This window comes from Prochlorococcus sp. MIT 0603, from assembly GCF_000760215.1.
In the GTDB taxonomy this organism is placed as follows: Bacteria; Cyanobacteriota; Cyanobacteriia; order PCC-6307; family Cyanobiaceae; genus Prochlorococcus_E.
On record NZ_JNAW01000002.1, the window covers coordinates 102,442 to 119,753 of the forward strand.

16 protein-coding genes are annotated in these 17,312 nt (G+C 37.3%); 7 read left to right on the plus strand and 9 right to left on the minus strand.

Annotation, left to right across the window (positions count from 1 at the left end):
- Positions 1-319: 319 nt before the first annotated feature.
- A complete protein-coding gene (xth, locus tag EV07_RS02295; RefSeq protein WP_036917014.1) occupies positions 320-1,147 on the minus strand; it encodes an exodeoxyribonuclease III in 828 nt (275 codons plus the stop codon).
- Between the two features lie 104 nt (positions 1,148-1,251).
- Here xth and EV07_RS02300 point away from each other — a divergent pair, with 104 nt between their 5' ends.
- The 4 genes from EV07_RS02300 to EV07_RS02315 all read left to right on the plus strand — a co-directional run bounded on the left by EV07_RS02300 (position 1,252) and on the right by EV07_RS02315 (position 4,490).
- Positions 1,252-1,545 (plus strand): hypothetical protein, encoded by a 294-nt coding sequence (locus EV07_RS02300; RefSeq protein ID WP_036917015.1) that lies wholly within the window; start codon positions 1,252-1,254, stop codon positions 1,543-1,545.
- Positions 1,546-1,600: 55 nt separating this feature from the next.
- The gene (locus tag EV07_RS02305) at positions 1,601-2,212 is read left to right on the plus strand and encodes a hypothetical protein (RefSeq protein ID WP_036917016.1); all 612 of its coding nucleotides are present in this window, start codon (positions 1,601-1,603) and stop codon (positions 2,210-2,212) included.
- 90 nt (positions 2,213-2,302) lie between these two features.
- Complete coding sequence (gene larC, locus EV07_RS02310) at positions 2,303-3,529, plus strand: nickel pincer cofactor biosynthesis protein LarC (RefSeq protein WP_036917017.1); 1,227 nt, start codon at positions 2,303-2,305, stop codon at positions 3,527-3,529.
- A 25-nt stretch (positions 3,530-3,554) separates the two neighbouring features.
- The gene (locus EV07_RS02315; protein WP_052043777.1) at positions 3,555-4,490 is read left to right on the plus strand and encodes a lysylphosphatidylglycerol synthase domain-containing protein; all 936 of its coding nucleotides are present in this window, start codon (positions 3,555-3,557) and stop codon (positions 4,488-4,490) included.
- A 19-nt stretch (positions 4,491-4,509) separates the two neighbouring features.
- Here EV07_RS02315 and EV07_RS02320 read toward each other — a convergent pair whose 3' ends face one another.
- The 3 genes from EV07_RS02320 to EV07_RS02330 all read right to left on the minus strand — a co-directional run bounded on the left by EV07_RS02320 (position 4,510) and on the right by EV07_RS02330 (position 7,140).
- Entirely contained in the window at positions 4,510-6,033 is a 1,524-nt protein-coding gene (locus EV07_RS02320) for an ABC transporter permease (RefSeq protein WP_052043826.1), read from the minus strand.
- A gap of 158 nt (positions 6,034-6,191) precedes the next feature.
- Positions 6,192-6,482 carry a 4a-hydroxytetrahydrobiopterin dehydratase gene (locus tag EV07_RS02325; protein ID WP_036917019.1) on the minus strand — a complete coding sequence of 97 codons (291 nt, stop codon included), beginning with the start codon at positions 6,480-6,482 and terminating at the stop codon, positions 6,192-6,194.
- 19 nt (positions 6,483-6,501) lie between these two features.
- A complete protein-coding gene (locus EV07_RS02330; protein WP_036917020.1) occupies positions 6,502-7,140 on the minus strand; it encodes a secondary thiamine-phosphate synthase enzyme YjbQ in 639 nt (212 codons plus the stop codon).
- 371 nt (positions 7,141-7,511) lie between these two features.
- Between EV07_RS02330 and EV07_RS02335 the strand changes: the two genes are divergently transcribed.
- Together EV07_RS02335 and EV07_RS02340 are read left to right on the plus strand one after the other, a co-directional pair.
- Complete coding sequence (locus EV07_RS02335) at positions 7,512-9,053, plus strand: carboxypeptidase M32 (RefSeq protein ID WP_036917021.1); 1,542 nt, start codon at positions 7,512-7,514, stop codon at positions 9,051-9,053.
- Between the two features lie 27 nt (positions 9,054-9,080).
- Complete coding sequence (locus EV07_RS02340; protein ID WP_036917022.1) at positions 9,081-9,668, plus strand: inorganic diphosphatase; 588 nt, start codon at positions 9,081-9,083, stop codon at positions 9,666-9,668.
- On the opposite strand, the gene hemC is transcribed toward EV07_RS02340, so the two are convergent.
- Positions 9,665-10,612, minus strand: a complete 948-nt coding sequence (gene hemC / locus EV07_RS02345) for a hydroxymethylbilane synthase (RefSeq protein WP_036917023.1) — start codon at positions 10,610-10,612, stop codon at positions 9,665-9,667. The genes EV07_RS02340 and hemC overlap by 4 nt on opposite strands.
- A gap of 177 nt (positions 10,613-10,789) precedes the next feature.
- On the minus strand, positions 10,790-12,061 hold the full coding sequence (gene rpoD, locus EV07_RS02350; protein ID WP_036917025.1) for an RNA polymerase sigma factor RpoD: 1,272 nt from the start codon (positions 12,059-12,061) through the stop codon (positions 10,790-10,792).
- A 376-nt stretch (positions 12,062-12,437) separates the two neighbouring features.
- Between rpoD and priA the strand changes: the two genes are divergently transcribed.
- Entirely contained in the window at positions 12,438-14,696 is a 2,259-nt protein-coding gene (gene priA, locus EV07_RS02355; RefSeq protein ID WP_036917028.1) for a replication restart helicase PriA, read from the plus strand.
- Positions 14,697-14,713: 17 nt separating this feature from the next.
- On the opposite strand, the gene EV07_RS02360 is transcribed toward priA, so the two are convergent.
- The 3 genes from EV07_RS02360 to EV07_RS02370 are packed head-to-tail and all read right to left on the minus strand — an operon-like array spanning position 14,714 to position 17,285.
- A complete protein-coding gene (locus tag EV07_RS02360) occupies positions 14,714-15,808 on the minus strand; it encodes a DUF3153 domain-containing protein (protein WP_036917030.1) in 1,095 nt (364 codons plus the stop codon).
- Positions 15,809-15,811: 3 nt separating this feature from the next.
- Positions 15,812-16,726 (minus strand): acetylglutamate kinase, encoded by a 915-nt coding sequence (gene argB / locus EV07_RS02365; RefSeq protein WP_052043820.1) that lies wholly within the window; start codon positions 16,724-16,726, stop codon positions 15,812-15,814.
- Positions 16,713-17,285 carry a DUF2854 domain-containing protein gene (locus EV07_RS02370; RefSeq protein WP_036917032.1) on the minus strand — a complete coding sequence of 191 codons (573 nt, stop codon included), beginning with the start codon at positions 17,283-17,285 and terminating at the stop codon, positions 16,713-16,715. The genes argB and EV07_RS02370 overlap by 14 nt, the downstream gene beginning before the upstream one ends.
- Between the last annotated feature and the right edge of the window lie 27 nt (positions 17,286-17,312).

Here is a 17,312-nt window from a genome sequence, read left to right on the forward strand (position 1 = left end):
TTGACTGATAACACAGTTCGCCATAATGGCCTAAAAGTGTCGAAAAAGTCTAAAACTTCTTTTATTTTCTTTACCTCAAGTGAATAGAAAGTGTTTTCCCTGACATTACTCTCATCATATATTTATCTTCAAATGACTTGGAGTCAATGGGTTTTGAGGGATTTCTCTGGGCTATAGAACGCTTTGAAAACTCATGATATTATTCTGTGATGATTTGACAATAGATCTAAATAATTGATTGGAATAACGAATTTAAGCACGTTTTTTTTTAATACTCAAATTCTTTACTTGAATTAAGCTCTTTCAGTTAACTGCCTAACTAAAAAGGGAATAGATCGATATCTTCAGAAGGCGGCCAATTTATATCGACTAAAACAGGAGCATGATCGCTGGGTTGAGGATTGCCTCGAACTTTTTTATGAATTAAGCAGCTTTTGGAATTTCTAATCAAATCTTCAGTTAGATAAATATGATCAATTCTCCAACCTTGGTCTTTTTGCCAAGCTCCACTTCTATAGTCCCACCAGCTCCAGTGCCCACTGCTTTGTTCAAAAAGCCTAAAAACGTCTTCTAACCGATTGCCTAAGAGCTTTTCAAGAGATTCTCTCTCTTTTGAGCTGGCCATAATCCCGTTATTAAAACGATTTGGATTGTGTATATCTTTTGAATCAAGTGCAATATTAAAATCTCCCAAGAGACAAACTGGCTCATTCCTTCTTGCCTGGTTATTTAAGTAATCAGTTAAACAATTAAGCCACTGTATTTTATATTCATACTTATCTGAATCTAATGAAGATCCATTTGGAACATATACGTTTATGACTCTTATATTATCAACTAATGCACTTATGACCCTCTTTTGTTGATCAAAATAAAGAGCATTTGGATCTTCATTTAGTTCTCCATTAAGGCCTGATTTCACATCCTCAAGATTTAGCTTGCTTATTAATGCGACACCGTTGTAACCTTTTTGACCGAATGTACTCACCTGGTAACCTTTGTCTTGAAGAGTTTCCCTGGGGAATAAATTATCTTCTACTTTGGTTTCTTGTAAGCACAATAAATCAGGTTGAATCTCTTCGAGAAAATCTTCAACTTGACTAATCCTAGTTCTGATTGAGTTGACGTTCCAAGTAGCAATTAACACAGTTCGACTTTTTAGGTTGGAGTTGGTTTAGAATCTAAAAGCTTTATTTTGTAGTTTAGATGAAGGCTCAAGCATTTTTCTATCTAAAATATATCTTTTGCATAATGTTTGTAACCCCAGCTTTTTTTCTTCTTCTGTTTCAAATCCCTATTTTAAAAAAGGATATTGGACTTTTGGCAGGTCTAAATACACTAGATCAAGAAAAAGATATACATTCTTCTTTTGATGACTCAACTGATGCTTATTTCCCTACAAATCCAATGGAATTAATGAATGTATTGAAAAGCATAGAATCAATGACAGATAGGACTTCTCCTACAGATGCAATTGACGAGGCTTTAAAAGCATTTGAGAATGAAGATCAGTTAGATTCTTCTTTTAATGCTGGAAATAATTGAGCATTTAAAAAAAGAAGCTAGATTTTGAATTCTCCAAGGTTAGGTTTTACAACTAATGCGAGACCATCCCATTCAGCCAGTTACTGAATTATTGCAATACAGAGCAATAGGCTTAGTAAGGGGAGTATATGTCCCTGAAGATCCTGAGCATTTCTCTAGGGGGGTAATAGTTGATGGAAATGGAGAGAAAATAGAGTCTGTAGTCCTTGGGAGAGCTCTTGGCTTAATAAAAAAACGATTATCAGCTGAGGATCCTCACTTATGGGTTGTTTATCCTAGGTGCCGTGATTCTGAACATTTACATTTACAAATAAGTGGTATTTGGGAGCCAAGCACTTTGGATAGATCTGCTAAAAATAATTTAAAAGAAGACTCTAATAAGAACAAAACTGTTGATGAAGTTAAGGAAGGGGACGATTACTTTTCTATTCGTGGTGAATTGATTTTCACAAAGCCTGAAGCTAAAGAGATTGTCTTAAAAATCAGACAGAAACGAAAAAAGAAAGGCAAGAAATCTTCGCCATTTAAATTAAGCTTAAAGGGCGAAGTATCTATCGAGTATTTGAGGAATTTCGTAAGCTTAGATGTAAGAAGATCTGGTCAAATGCTATGTATAGAGGATGCAGAAATCATTGCTCCAATACAGTATAAAAGGAAAGGAAAGTAGATTCAGAATGACATCTATTGTTTATATTTATATATTTCAAGTTTATAGTGCTAAAACTATACTTACAAATTTAATATCCCATATGATTTAATGAAGGATCTTTTTATTGATTGTTCTAATGGTGTTTCAGGCGATATGCTGCTTTCAAGTTTACTGGATTTAGGCGTTCCACTTGAGGTAATTCATAAGCCACTTGAATTACTAGGACTTGATGATTTGTATTCTTTACGGGTTGAAGAATCTAGTAGTTTTCAACTAAGAGGTTTAAAACTTTTTGTAGAAGATAATGATAAATCCGGAAAACATAGAACTTGGATTGAAATTAGAACTCTAATAGATAAATCGAAATTAAATAAATCTTTGAAGAAAAAAATCATAAAGGTTTTTGAGATGCTTGCAGAAGCAGAATCCATTGTTCATGGAGTCGATATTGATAAAGTTCATTTTCATGAACTTGGTTCAATTGATTCTTTGGTAGATATTATAGGTGTTTGCTCTTTAGTCGAGTATTTAAAACTCAAATCTATCTTCTGTAATTTCCCTCCTGCTGGCTCAGGCTTTGTTGAAACGTCCCATGGGATATTGCCTGTACCTGTTCCTGCTGTTTTAGAACTTGCAAAAAAATATAACTTGAAACTTAAAACAAGCGATTTTTCATCTGGAGAGGTTACAACTCCTACAGGATTTGCATTGATAATTGCTTTGTCAGATTTTTTCAAACAGCCAAATTATTTTAATATTAATTCAGTTGGCATCGGATTAGGACATAGGGAAATTGATCGACCAAATTTTTTAAGAGTTTATTTATTAGAAAACTATGATTCTGAATTAGTTTCTAATAGCCTAAATTGTGCAAGATATGAAGAGGTAATTCTGCAAGAGTCATGGATAGACGATTCTTCTGCAGAAGACACCTCTACTCTTATTGATGAATTAAGGAATTCAGGTGCACTTGAAGTGAGTTCACATTCTATTCAAATGAAGAAAGGAAGAATGGGTTTAGCTATAACTGCTATATCAAAGAAGGAAGATGCAGCTAACTTGCGTTTGATTTGGTTTAAGTTTGGTACAACGATTGGTTTTAGGGAAAGAATAGAAGGGCGATGGGTCCTATTACGCAGGGATGGAATTTGTTCTACTCGTTTTGGTGATGTAAGAGTCAAACAAGTTCAACGACCATATGGACAGTTCTCGATAAAGATTGAGCATGATGAATTATTGAGAATAAGTCTTAAAGAAGAAATCTCTTTGGAAGATGCTCGTAAAGAAATTATTTTAAATACAGATACTTTTTCACCAATCGAAGAATGGAACTGATCAATTTTTATTTTAAAAAGTATCAATGAAATTCAATATATTTCTTAAACTAAAATTTTTAATAGCTTCTTTAAAGCAATCCTTAGCATTTCTAAGTATTGGATTTGTGGGATTTATAGCTTTTACTAATTTTGATGAGCTCAGAAAGAATTCATTGAATCGAGAAATGATAATTATTCTCATAATTGCTTTTTTAATAAGTATCATAAGCTTATTTGTTAATGCTTGTGCATGGAAATTATTGATTAATTGGTTGGGATATAAGAAAAGAGATGATGAATTAATTGACTTATATTTGAGAACAAACTTGCTTAAATATCTCCCCGGTGGAATATGGCATTTTGTAGAAAGATTTAGGTCTTTGAAATCATCTATTCCTTCTAGCCAGGCATTTTCTTTTGTTTTGTTAGAACCATTCTTAATGTTATCTGCAGCATTATCTTTAACAGCTATTTGCAATCTTAGTAGGACCCCTTTTCTTTTATTCTTTATCCCATTATTTTTCCTAGCAAGGCGTTGGCGAGCTTATCTTATTATGCAGTTAGGAGCAGTGAAGTTATTAGAATTTAAGAAACTTGGTGAAAAACTTTCATTCACTAGAGAATCCATAAGGTCTTGGAATCCAATTTCCCCATACCCTATACATGCAGTATTAGTTGAGTTGTTATTTATACTTTTTCGTTTTGCTGGTTTTTGGTTTTGCCTTAAAGCATTCTCTATAGAAAATATCTTTGGAGTCTTTGAATGGATATCATTATTCTCTCTTTCTTGGTCTATAGGCTTGGTTGTGCCTTCTGCACCAGGTGGAATAGGTGTCTTTGAATCATTTCTATTATTAATCACTAGAGGCGAAGTTCCTGAAGATTATATTTTATTAGCATTACTATCTTATAGATTAATTGTAAGCTTGGCCGATATATTTGTTCACTTACCTTTTCAATTTAAGACTAAATTAATATAAAAATACACTTTTCATTGGTCTAAAATGTTTTATTTTTAGAATCAAGGCTTGGCATTAAGGCAACTGATGCAACCAATCCTAACGTAAGAACTATTACCCCAGGTATAATAGATTCTGCCATTCTTTCATCACCAGCATATTGGAAGATTCTTACTGAAAGAGTATCAAAATCAAAAGGTCTTAATATAAATGTAAGAGGAAGCTCCTTAAGAGTATCTACAAAGATTAACAGTGAACCTACTATTAATGGCCCTCTAAGGAGGGGTAAATGTATCTTCTTAAAAATCCCCTGCCACCTTTCACCAAGTGTCATTGCGGCTTCATCAATATTTGGATTAATTCTTTCAAATGCTGCATCTAATCCTCCTTTAGATACAGCAAGGAATCTAACTGAATATCCCCATAGCAAGAGTATTAAGGCTGGAATGCTCCAAGCAGATCCAGAAAAAGATAGCAGGGCCAATGCTATTACAGCGCCTGGTATTGCATAACCAATCCCTGATAGAAATATCATTATTCCTATCAATTTGCTTCCACTCCACCTTTTACAAATGCTTATGAAGAGGGATACAAATATTGTTAAAGCGGATGCAATTATTCCTAGCATTAGGCTTCTTAGTGTAAGGGCTAAAAGTTCTATATCTAAACCTTGTTTGATTTGATCTGCATTGATAATTGCCCAATAAAAAGGTATTCCTAGTGTGAATAAAGGTGGGAAAATTGTAACTATTTGAGCAAGTATTGCTCTGACCCCTGTGAGCTCCCATTTAGGGGATTCCATGCCAGTGATGCCTTCACTCCATCTTTTGCTGCGTCTTCTTAAACTTTTTTCGTACGCAATGAGAATAAAAACAATTAGTAAAGCAATAAATGCAAGTGCTATTGCGCCTGATGGATTTCCTTGGATTATCCAATTTTCAACTATGCCGGCAGATATGCTTGGAATGTTAAGTAGTTGGACTGCCCCAAGCTCATTGATGACTTCCATCCCCATGAGAGCTATTCCTGCCCCTATAGCAGGGGCGGCCATTGGTAAAGCTATTCTTCTAAAGCTATTCCAAGGCCCTATGCCTAGGCTTCGACAGGCCTCAAGTTGGCGTTTCCCACATTTTGCAAAACTTTCTGAGCTTAGAAGAAATACATAAGGGTATGAAGTTAATGACATTATTGCTACTCCCCAACTCATTCCATGAACTCTTATCCCATAAATACTTCCTAGATCTATCAATATTGCTGATAAAAGATATGCCGGAGTTGCTAGAGGTAGAAGTTGCGCCAACCTTAAGTACTTTCTACCCGCAAATCTACAATTGGCTAGAAGCCAACCATTTAATGTCCCAAGGGTTCCACCAGTTAAGGTACTAAAAATAACTAATATCAACGTTCCTTTTATTTGTGTAAAACCATCTGAGCCAAGGCTTACAGCGCCTGTTTTGAATCCAACTATTCCTTCTAGTAGAAGACTGATTATTGGCCACAGAAGGAATAGACAAAGGAAAATAGAACTGCTATTTAGCAACCATCTATCAGTCTTCCATTTCATCTTTGGCAAGATTGGGTCAACCAAATCCTTCTCCTGAACTGAACAAACTAGTTAGGCTTGCAACTGGTTTGAAAGGACTTTGCTTGATCAAGCTATTCTCTCCTTTTGAGCTATTCATTTAGGATTGCGTGATTTTAGTGTGTTTAGAAAGTAATACTCTAATTTTCTTTAAGGTCATTAATTGCTTCTGCAAGTTTTAAATCAAGCGTACTTATTCCACCTAAATCGTGTGTAGTTAGCATTATAGTTAAATCAGAATAAACATTGCTCCATTCAGGATGGTGAGCCATGGCTTCAGCAACGATTGCAACTTGACTCATGAAGTCGAACGCCTCAACGAAGTTCTTAAATTTTAATTTTCTTACCAGCTTGTCACCAGACACTTCCCATTCTGGTATTAGTTGAGATAATTCTTTGATCTCTCTTCTAGATAAAAGTTTTCCCTTCATCCTCTTAACTTACAATATTTCAATTATTTTCGCCAGTTATTTCATGTATTCTATCAATTATTAAATCCATCTCAGTCCCTTGATCTCCATCGTCTTTTTGACTTATATTCTCTTGCTTATGCATCACAATTCTATTTAATTTTGATGCATTTGTTTTTGCTAAAATGGAATTAATATTCTCAATATTTCTTAATGGCTCTACTTTTATTTTTTCTGCTATGGCATGAAGATTAACTTTTCTATTGTTATCTGAGTATCGATGTTCCCAGAGATAAACTGCTTGCCATGTACCAAGATCCAGCCTTGAATTAATGATGCTAAGTGTCAAGCTTGTCGAAGTAAGGATTGTTCTAATATGAGCAGGCATATCATCTATGCCTTCTTCTTTGTGAAGATATCTTTTCATCTCTCCTTCTCCTGAAATAGATTTAAAACCTATCTCTGGAACAATTGCTTTAAAATAAGAAGATAGATCTTGTAGAACTCTTGGGTCTGCGTTCTCATTTATTATTAGACTGCAGCTTGTATGTTTGGAAGTTATTACTAATAAGCCTGTTTGAATTTCATTTTCTTTTATCCAGTGATTAATTCGATCTGTGATATTGATAAAGCCTTCGCCTTCGGTTCGAATGGTAAGTTCAGTAAGAAATTGCTCCACTTATTCTATTGAAATACCTTTGTTCATAATCTATATTAGCTAAGGCATTCAATTTAAGGGAAAAACTCTTTGATTACTGTTAGAAAAGATCAATGTCCTTCTATAGTAAGTAAAAAAAAAGAATATTTTGATAATTCGATTGTTGTAAGTCTAATTTGTTTTATAAAGATCTGTTCTGATAGATAGTTCCCCTTGAACCTTATAAAAAGGAAGTGATTATTTAATGGCAGGCAATTTAAAAGGTTGACAACTGTTTAGTTACTATGTATTGCATCGTGAAAAAACAATGCTTTTTAGAACTTATGAATACTAACAGTTGAACTTTTTTCTTCGATATCACATTAGGCTTAGCTAAATAATTACATAAATCATTGGCTAATTCAGCTTGGCTCCAATTGGGTAAATATCTTCGCGAGACACAATTGCTTGGATCTATTCATAGCTGTCTTTATTGGGATCAAAATGCTTCTATGCCCAAGCGAGGAGCTTCATGGCGAGGAGAACAATTAGGTTTGATTGCTAAGTTTTTACATGCTCGACAAAGTAGTAATGAGTTTGAAGACTTAATAGAGGGCGCGAAAGATGAACTAAGAGAATCAACTCATTTGGAGGGAAAGGATTCTTTCGAGAAAAAAAGAAATTTAGATTTATTGGATTTGGAGTTAACACGACAAAAGAAGCTTGATTCCGAATTGGTTGTTCATTTAGCTGCTGCTCAAACAGAGGGGTACTCACTTTGGCAAGAAGCAAGATCTAGCAATGATTACGCAAGGTTTGCTCCTGCATTGAAGAAGTTAATACATCTCAGAAAAGAACAATCTAGCCAATTGGATGAGCCTCGTAGTTGTTGGGAAACACTTGCTCAACCTTATGAGCCTGATTTAACAATCAACCGATTAAATGAATTATTTGAACCACTTAGGCATCGCTTGCCTGATTTAATAGCTGAAGTTAAAAACTCTTCTCAGCCAAATTCTTTGAATTGGGACTTAGAAGAAAAATCCCAACATAAGCTCTGTGAACGCTTGCTGGATGAATGGGGAAGAGATGAAAATATAACTCGTGTAGCTCGTTCTCCTCATCCATTCTCTATAACTCTTGGGCCAAAAGACTTTAGACTCACAACTCGGGTAGTAACGGGTCAGCCATTTTCCTGTTTTTTAGCTACTGCACATGAATGGGGACATTCCCTGTATGAACAAGGCTTGCCTTCTCATTCTCATCAGTGGTTCTCATGGCCTTTAGGCCAAGCCACCTCTATGGCTGTTCATGAAAGTCAGTCGCTCTTTTGGGAAAATAGAGTTGCAAGAAGTAGAGAATTTTCAGAACGTTTTTGGAAGTATTTTCATGCTGAGGGAGCCCCTTTAAATAGTGGATTTGATCTTTGGAGGGCAATGAATCCACTTGCTCCAGGCCTAAATCGTGTTGAGGCCGATGAGCTTAGTTATGGCATACATATATTGATTAGGACTGATCTTGAGATTGCTTTGCTTGAAGAAGGACTAGATGTTTGGGATTTACCTAATGAATGGAATAAGAGATATAAAGATCTGCTTGGAATAACTCCTTTAAATGATTCAGAGGGATGTTTGCAAGATGTTCATTGGAGTGAAGGCTCTTTTGGCTATTTCCCTTCTTATTTGCTTGGTCACTTAATAAGCGCTCAACTTTCTGAAGCAATGTCTGTTTCTCTTAATGATGAAGGAATAGAAGGCAAAGATCCTCTTGGTGAATGTATTCGAGAAGGTAATGAAATTAAGCTTTTAGAATGGTTAAGAAGAGAAGTTCATCACTATGGCAGACAGGTTAACGCTGAAGGACTTGTTGAGAAAGTAACAGGAAAGCCTCTTTCAAGTGAAGCATTTTTGAATTATTTAGAGAAAAAATTAGAGATGCTTACTTGTACCTCTTAAGATGCCACTTGTAAATAATCTTCCTTTATGGCCAATCTTGATCAACCACCTAGTCGCAGCATGAGCAATTTGCTGCATGTTTTGCCTGCTTTTGCCGATGAAGTAACCCTTAGAGTTAATACTATTGTTGAATTGAATTCTAATACTATTAATAAATATGAGTTGATTACCGAAACAGGACATTTAAAGCTTGACCGAGTCGGCTTTTCCTCTTTGGCTTATCCATTTGCTTATGGATGTATACCTCGTACTTGGGATGAAGATGGGGATCCTTTAGATATTGAAATTGTTGGCGTGACTGAACCATTGGTTCCTGGTTCTATTGTTGAAGCAAGAATAATTGGTGTTATGACCTTTGATGATGGTGGAGAGGTTGATGACAAGGTTATTGCTGTGATTGCTGACGATAAACGTATGGACCATATAACTAATTACAAGATGCTGGGTGAGCATTGGATTAAAGAAACTACTTATTATTGGGAGCATTATAAAGATCTTAAAAAACCAGGTACTTGCAGGGTCAATGGTTTTTTTGGAATTGAAAAAGCTATCGAAATTATTAAAACTTGTGAGAGGCGATATCTTGCAGAAATTGACCCGAAGTTAATAAATTAGCCTCTTGCTTCTTTGAAGATAATTTCTAATATCTCCATAGCTCCTTGCGATTTAAGAGTATTAGCTAACTCTACTCCTATCTTTTCTGGTTGGGATGCAATCCCTTTGGCACTATCTCTTATCAGTTGTTTCCCATCAAGGCTTGCAACCATTCCTGTAAGGATTAACTGGTTGCCCTCTAGCTTGCTATTGACTCCAATCGGAACTTGACACCCGCCTTCAAGTTCTTTTAGAAATGCTCTTTCCGCAATGCATCTTTGAGCAGTTTCTTTGTGCTCAAGGATTTTGATAGTTTCAAGAACCTCTTGATTATCTTTTAGACATTCAATGCCTAAAGCCCCTTGACCTACAGCATGTAGCGAGATTTCGCTGGGGATTAATTGGTGTATTCGGTCCCCAAATCCTAGTCTTGTCAAGCCAGCTGCGGCAAGGATCAAGCAGTCGTAAGAACCTGAATCGAGCTTTTCGAGTCTGGTAATAACATTGCCACGAACATCTTTAAAAATAAGATCAGGGTAGTGATGCCTAAGTTGTGCTAAACGTCTTAATGAGCTTGTTCCTATTATTGAACCTGGAGGGAGCTCGCTCAGTTGGTATTTCTGGAATTTTTTGTTTACGACCAATGCATCCGCAGGGTCTTCTCTTTTTGTAATACAACCAAGCATTAATCCTTCTGGAAGTTCAGTTGGTAAATCTTTTAAGGAATGAACAGCAATATCGGCTCGTCCAACAAGCATTTGAGCTTCAAGCTCTTTAGTGAAAAGTCCTTTGTCTCCAATTTTTGCTAGAGCCACGTCTAGAATCTTGTCACCTTGGGTGGCCATAGCCTCTATTGAGATATCAATGCTGGGGCAGGCTTTTTGAAGCTCTTCTTTTACCCAGTTTGTTTGGACCATGGCTAGTTGGCTGCGTCGTGAGGCAATACGCAATTGTTCTAGAGCCATTAGTAATTTTTATTATTTTATTACCTTACTCATGAGAGCAGCCTTCTGTAAGCCTATTGGACATACGTTATTAGTCTGATGTTTGCTTTCTCAGCTTTTATTCACTTTCAGTTATCGATTTAAGTATTCTTTTGATTTTTAATTATTTATTTCAGGGCGTATATGACCACAAGGCTTTTACTTGATGTATTCCTTGAGGACGCCATTCCGATTTGGGTGACGTAGCTTTCGTAGTGCTTTTGCTTCAATCTGTCGGATTCTTTCTCGAGTTACATCAAAGATTTGTCCAATCTCTTCGAGAGTTTTCATGCGCCCGTCATCAAGTCCATAACGTAATCTCAATACATCTCTTTCTCTAGGGCTAAGAGTTGCAAGAACCCCCTCTAGATCTTCTCTGAGGAGGGTTTTTGCTACGTCTAATTCAGGATTTTCTGAATCGGACTCAATAAAGTCGCCCAGGCGTGAATCTTCTTCCTTCCCAATAGGAGTCTCAAGTGATATGGGTAGTTGTGCGCTTTTGGCTATGAATCGAAGCTTTTCTATTGTCATTTCCATGCTTTCTGCAATTTCTTCTTCACTTGGTTTCCTTCCAAACTCTTGGCTAAGAACTTTTGTGGTTTTTTTGATTCTTGAAATCGTTTCATATAGGTGTACAGGAAGTCTTATTGTGCGACTTTGATCTGCAATGGCTCTCGTGATTGCCTGACGAATCCACCAAGTTGCATAAGTGGAAAATTTATAGCCTTTTTCATGATCAAATTTCTCAGCAGCACGAATTAATCCCAAGCTTCCTTCTTGAATTAGATCTTGGAAAGAAAGGCCTCTATTCATATATTTTTTTGCTATAGACACTACTAATCTGAGGTTTGATTGCACCATCTTTTCTTTTGCGCGTCTGGCAAGCATTAACCTTCGACGGAATCTGGCCATTGGCATGTTTACTAAGGCTGCCCATTCCTTTTTAGTTGGATAATGGCCATGCTCACTTTCAAATTGAATAGCAAGTTCTTCTAAATGCAAAAGATCCGCAATTTTTCGAGCAAGTTCAATTTCTTCGTCAGGCCTAAGTAGTCTTATCCGGCCAATCTCTTGTAAATAAACTCTTATGGAGTCTTCTGTATAGACGCCTTTCGGCCCAAGCTTGATGCTGGCCAAGGCTTTGTCTTTATCACTGAGTTCGCTAAGAAGTGAGTCGTTTTGTAATTCTAATTCAGAGTCAGGGACGCTTGGGTTGTTATTTGCATCATTTGCATTTAGCAGATCATCTGCAGCAAGCTCTAGATCTTTATCGATTTTATTTGTAATAACTGTTTTTTTCTTTGGCTTTGTTTTCCTTTGAGTTTTCTGGTTTTCATTAGAAGTGTTTTTAAGAACGCTTTTAGCTTTCTTGGTTTTAGTTGCTTTAGTCTCTTCCTTGGCAACAGTTTCTGGAGAGGTGACAGGGGACATTTTTAAAGAAGCAAAAAGGACAAAAATCTCTAAATATATTTATTTTTCTTACTTGTTTGATCTCGGTAACAATTTACTTAAGATTGAAAATGTCTAAATTTAAAACAAAAGTCAAATAACCTCTGATTGGTAAATGTACTTATTGAAAATAAAGACAATGAACCTTTATGAAATTGTGAAATGAAAAAGGGTTTTGCGATTAGTACAGAATTGTTAGGGGCTTTCGTAGGCAGGCTTGGGATCCCTGGGGGCTTCCCCCAGGTTGCCGAGCTTCTTACCTTCCCTCTGAACAGGAATTCTGTATTGTTCAGATAACAGCATTATGCTGTAACTCTTTAAGTTTATGAAAATTTTCTGAAGTAGGCAACTGTTTTCTATGCGAATTAAGGAAATAGATGTATGGCTTGATGTTGGCAGAGAAGGCCGTTGCTTTAGTTATCTTGATTCTGATGACTTAGGTGTAGGTGTTGGAGACATTGTTCTAGTGAGTCTAAAAGGAAGAGCAATGCATGGACTTGCGGTAAAGGTTAAAGACCTTTTGCCATCTTCAAGAGTCAAGAATGAAGAGCAAGAAGGGAAATTTGTAATGAGCAATATTCAAGCCCTTGTTCAAAAAGCAGCAGTGGAATCTAGCTGGAGAGAGTGGATCGAATCCTCGGCTCAGAAGTGCCATGTTGCCCCTTTGAAGATGCTTAAGACGGCATTGCCACCTGGTTGGTTTGGCCAGGTGAAGGATAAGAACTTTGAACCAAAAAGCTTGTTTTGGATTTCTTTAAATACTTTGAATGCTTCTCTTGGAGAACTTTCTTCTAGGCAAAAAGATTTAAAGGAATTTATATTAAATAATGGAGGAGGAGTCTGGCAGCAAAAACTTCTGTCAAATGGATTCTCTTTCTCTTTTGTAAAAGCATCTCTTCAGAGTGGGTTAATTATTCGACAGAAGCGCTTTGTTATTGATAAGAGCAAGTTGACAACAGTTAAAGAGGGTTTGCCCTCTAGTCACATATCATCATCACGCTGTCTGACTAATGAGCAAAAAAGTGCATTGCAACTTTTTGAAGAGCAATTGCCTGGTTCTGCTCTTCTGCTATGGGGAGTTACTGGCTCTGGTAAAACCGAGGTTTATTTACAAATAGCAGAAAGAGAGTTGTCAAGAGGTAGACATTGTTTAATTCTTACACCTGAAATCGGATTAATCCCTCAACTTGTAGATAGATGTGTTAGCCGTTTTGGATCACATGTACTTGAATATCATAGTGGGTGCACTGAAAAACAAAGGGTTTCTGTATGGCAAAAGATTTTAGGAGCTGATAGTCCATTTGTTGTAGTTGGTACTAGGTCGTCCATTTTTCTCCCTTTATTCCCTTTGGGCTTAATTGTCCTTGATGAGGAACATGATAGTTCTTATAAGCAAGAGTCGCCAATGCCTTGTTATCACGCAAGAGAATTAGCGTTAGACCGTGCCAAAAAGACTGGAGCAAAAGTGGTCTTGGGAAGTGCTACTCCATCACTTGTTACATGGAAAAACCTAGTACCTCAAGGTACGATCTCCTTGGCCAGGTTAACTCGCCGGATAGCTGACAAACCGTTGCCATCAGTTGTAGTTGTAGATATGCGACAAGAGTTAGCGGATGGACATAGGCAATTGCTAAGCAGGCCTTTAATTGATCAACTCTCTTTATTGGAAAATTCAGAAGATCAAGCTGTTATATTAGTGCCAAGGAGAGGCTACAACAGCTTTTTAAGTTGCCGTAGTTGTGGAGATGTAGTGCAGTGTCCGAATTGCGATGTGTCTCTAACAGTTCATCAAGACCCACGTGGAAATAAATGGTTGAGATGTCATTGGTGTGACCATCGTGCAAGTATTGGTGTTAAGTGCAAGGAGTGTGGCTCAAATGCTTTTAAACCATTTGGGGCTGGGACACAACGCGTGATGGAGCATCTGGAGAGGGAGTTGAAAGGGTTAAGGCTGTTGCGATTTGATAGAGACACTACTCGTGGTCGAGATGGACACAGGCACCTATTAACTAAATTTGCTTCGGGCGAGGCCGATGTCCTTATTGGGACTCAAATGTTAGCGAAAGGCATGGATTTGCCAAGAGTTACTCTGGCAGTGGTGCTTGCTGCTGATGGGCTCTTGCACCGACCTGATTTGTTTGCAGAGGAACAAGCGTTGCAACTTTTCTTGCAATTAGCGGGTAGGGCAGGAAGAGGTGAAAAACCTGGCAAAGTTCTTGTTCAAACTTATTCACCAGATCACCCTGTTATCCGTCATCTTGTCGATGGAAGCTATGAGGATTTCCTGAAAAAAGAATCTGTATTGAGGAGTAATGCAAGCTTAGTTCCTTACAGTCGGGCCTGTTTGATCCGAGTGTCAGGAGAATCGCCGTCTTTAACTGCAACTTCCGCAACGGCGATCGCCGAATGTATACGCCCTAAATGTAATGAAACTGGATGGATCCTTTTAGGACCTTCCCCTGCATTGGTTGAGAAGGTGGCAAGAAAAAGTCGATGGCAACTATTGCTTCATGGGCCAGAGGGAAGTCCTTTGCCTTTACCGCAAGGGGGTGAACTTTGGGAATGTCTCCCAAAAGGTGTCAATTTGTCGATTGACCCTGATCCTATTCAGCTTTAATTTAAATATTTTTGAGTTTATGGAGGCAATTCAGGAAAACCAAACCCTAGTTGAAGCCTTAGGTTTTGAATAATGATGCTTAATATCATTATCAATATGATAACAATAGTGCCTATCCCAAGTTGACTCCAATGCCATTGCACTAGAGACAGCGTATTCATAGAGCCTTGCTGAAGAATCCACTTGATATAATTGTTCTCAAGAGTCACGGCTATAGGCTGACTTTTTGGTAGTGTTTTGCTAGATGCTGATTTAATAGAAATTGTAAGATTTAGGCCTGGTATCTCGGGGAGTTGCCTGAGATCAATGTCTAAATTCAGATGCTGCTCTATTCCTATTAGCCAATTCTTTTCAACTAAATTAAGGTTACTTTTTGGAACTTGAAAATCCGAAAGCTCTGCAGCAATAGCAATTGTATCTTTGAATAGAGTGTTTGCATCTCTAGAACTGAGTACAGGAGAGCTGACTCTTTGCTTGCCATCCTCATAGGTCTCTATCTCTAATCTTGGCTGTAATTTTTTTAGTGATGATTGGAAATCTTCTTGCCATGGCAGTAATCTGTTGGAATTGCTTTCAATATCCCAATTCATTGTCATGTGATCTGCACCTTTCATCTCTATTTTGGTGGTAAATTTGACGCAACCACTAAGAAATATAGATAAAAGGAGGAAGAAGACTAGACTTAAAATAGTAAACCCTGCTTTTAAATGCTTTGTTGGACCAGTAGGCGGATTAATGTTATCTGGTTTAGAATTTGTATTGCTAAAAGCTTTCACGCCTGTTAAGGGGGTATCAAGATTTAGTTTGGGAATAGTAACAGACCAATCGCTAGGTCTTTCTAGTGAAGGGGATTTTAGAATTGAAAGGAACTGTTTTGCCTGTTGACGAATGGAATGATTGCTATGTTTAGTTAGTATTTCAGAGATAGCAATAGCACGTTGATTATCACCCTTCCCAATCAAGGCTGTAATCATTAATATGGCAACTTGAGCATCATTATCTTTTTGAAATGAGTTGCCTTCTAAAAGTGACTCTAGTGTAGAGAGACATTCTTTATATGCCCCTTTAGCTAAAGCGAGTTCAGCTAGCTTGAGAGTCGCTTCCCGACTCATTCTTTAACCTCGACCAACAATCATCGTTCCAATACCCTTATCAGTAAATACCTCTAACAGCAGAGCGTGAGGGATGCGACCATCGATGATATGTGCAGCAGCAACACCTTGTGCTAATGCTCTTATACAGCATTCAGTTTTTGGCTTCATTCCGCCATGAACAATACCTTCCTTGATAAGTGTACGAATCTCATGTAGACGTGCTTTTCGTATTAGTGTTGAAGTATCGCCCTGATCTCTCAATACACCTAAAGTATCTGTTAGTAGAATGATCTTTTCTGCACCGATGGCTGCAGCAACTTCGCCAGCCACAGTATCGGCATTGATATTGTAATTAGTACCATCTGGAGATGTTGAAACGCTGGAGATTACAGGTATGTATCCTTTGGCAAGTAGGGGCTCAATTACATCAGGGTTAACTCTTGCTACTTCGCCAACTAGCCCATGTTTCCCATCGCCTAAAGGCCGTGCTTCTATCAATCCGCCATCTATTCCACATAGGCCTACTGATGAGGCCCCTACTTGGTTTATACCATTGACTATTTGTTTGTTTACTCTTCCAATAAGGACCATCCCTACTACATCCATAGTTGCCGAGTCGGTGACTCTTAATCCATCACGAAATTCACTGTTGATATTCAGCTTTGATAACCATTGATTAATTTCAGGACCTCCTCCATGAATAACTACTGGTTTTGCTCCAACGCTTGAAAGCAAAGCTATATCACGAAATACTGCTTCCTGTAGAGAGCTTTTGGACATAGCTGAACCGCCATATTTAATAACTATTCGACGTCCAGCAAATTTTTGTATATAGGGCAGTGCTTCGCTTAACACTGAAACTCTTACTGCATCATTTTGGTCATGATGCATTTGTGAGGCGTCAATTTTTTCTGAGGTTAGATTATTGGGATCCATTTTTTTCATTACTTTCTGTGATATTTGGTTTTGGAAGAAGTTCCAGAATAAGTTCATCTTCAGTCTCGGAGAGAATATTTGCAGTTAAATTTTTTGCAAAAAATCTACCTAAGCGATCTTGTTGTGATTGCCATTTTTCTAGAGGGACGCCACGAAAATTAAATTTCATACGAACTCCAAAGTTCTCTTCTGTTTCGATTAATGCAATTTCAATTAATTGAGGAGGCTTGTTGTCATCCCACAGCTTAAGTGCTTGAAGAGATGTTTCAAGATGAGCTCTTTGTCCATACTTGAACCTTGTTACGTCTCCTATAAGATTTTCAAGCTCTTTAGGGCCTTTTATCTTTAATTTGTTTAGCTCTGATGAAGATATTAAACTTCTAGCAGGGTTTAATTCGGAGTTTTTCAATGCTAGGCCTATAAGAAGAATAGGTACTCCATAAAAAAATGTAGGAACGCTTAAGTTTGTTGCGTCGTTAAAGTAAGAAATGAGTCCAGTTATTGCAAGAATTGCCCCTGCAATGGAAATTATACTTGCTGGTGAAAATTGTTTTTTCATGGTTGTAATTTTGGCTTTCTAGGCCTT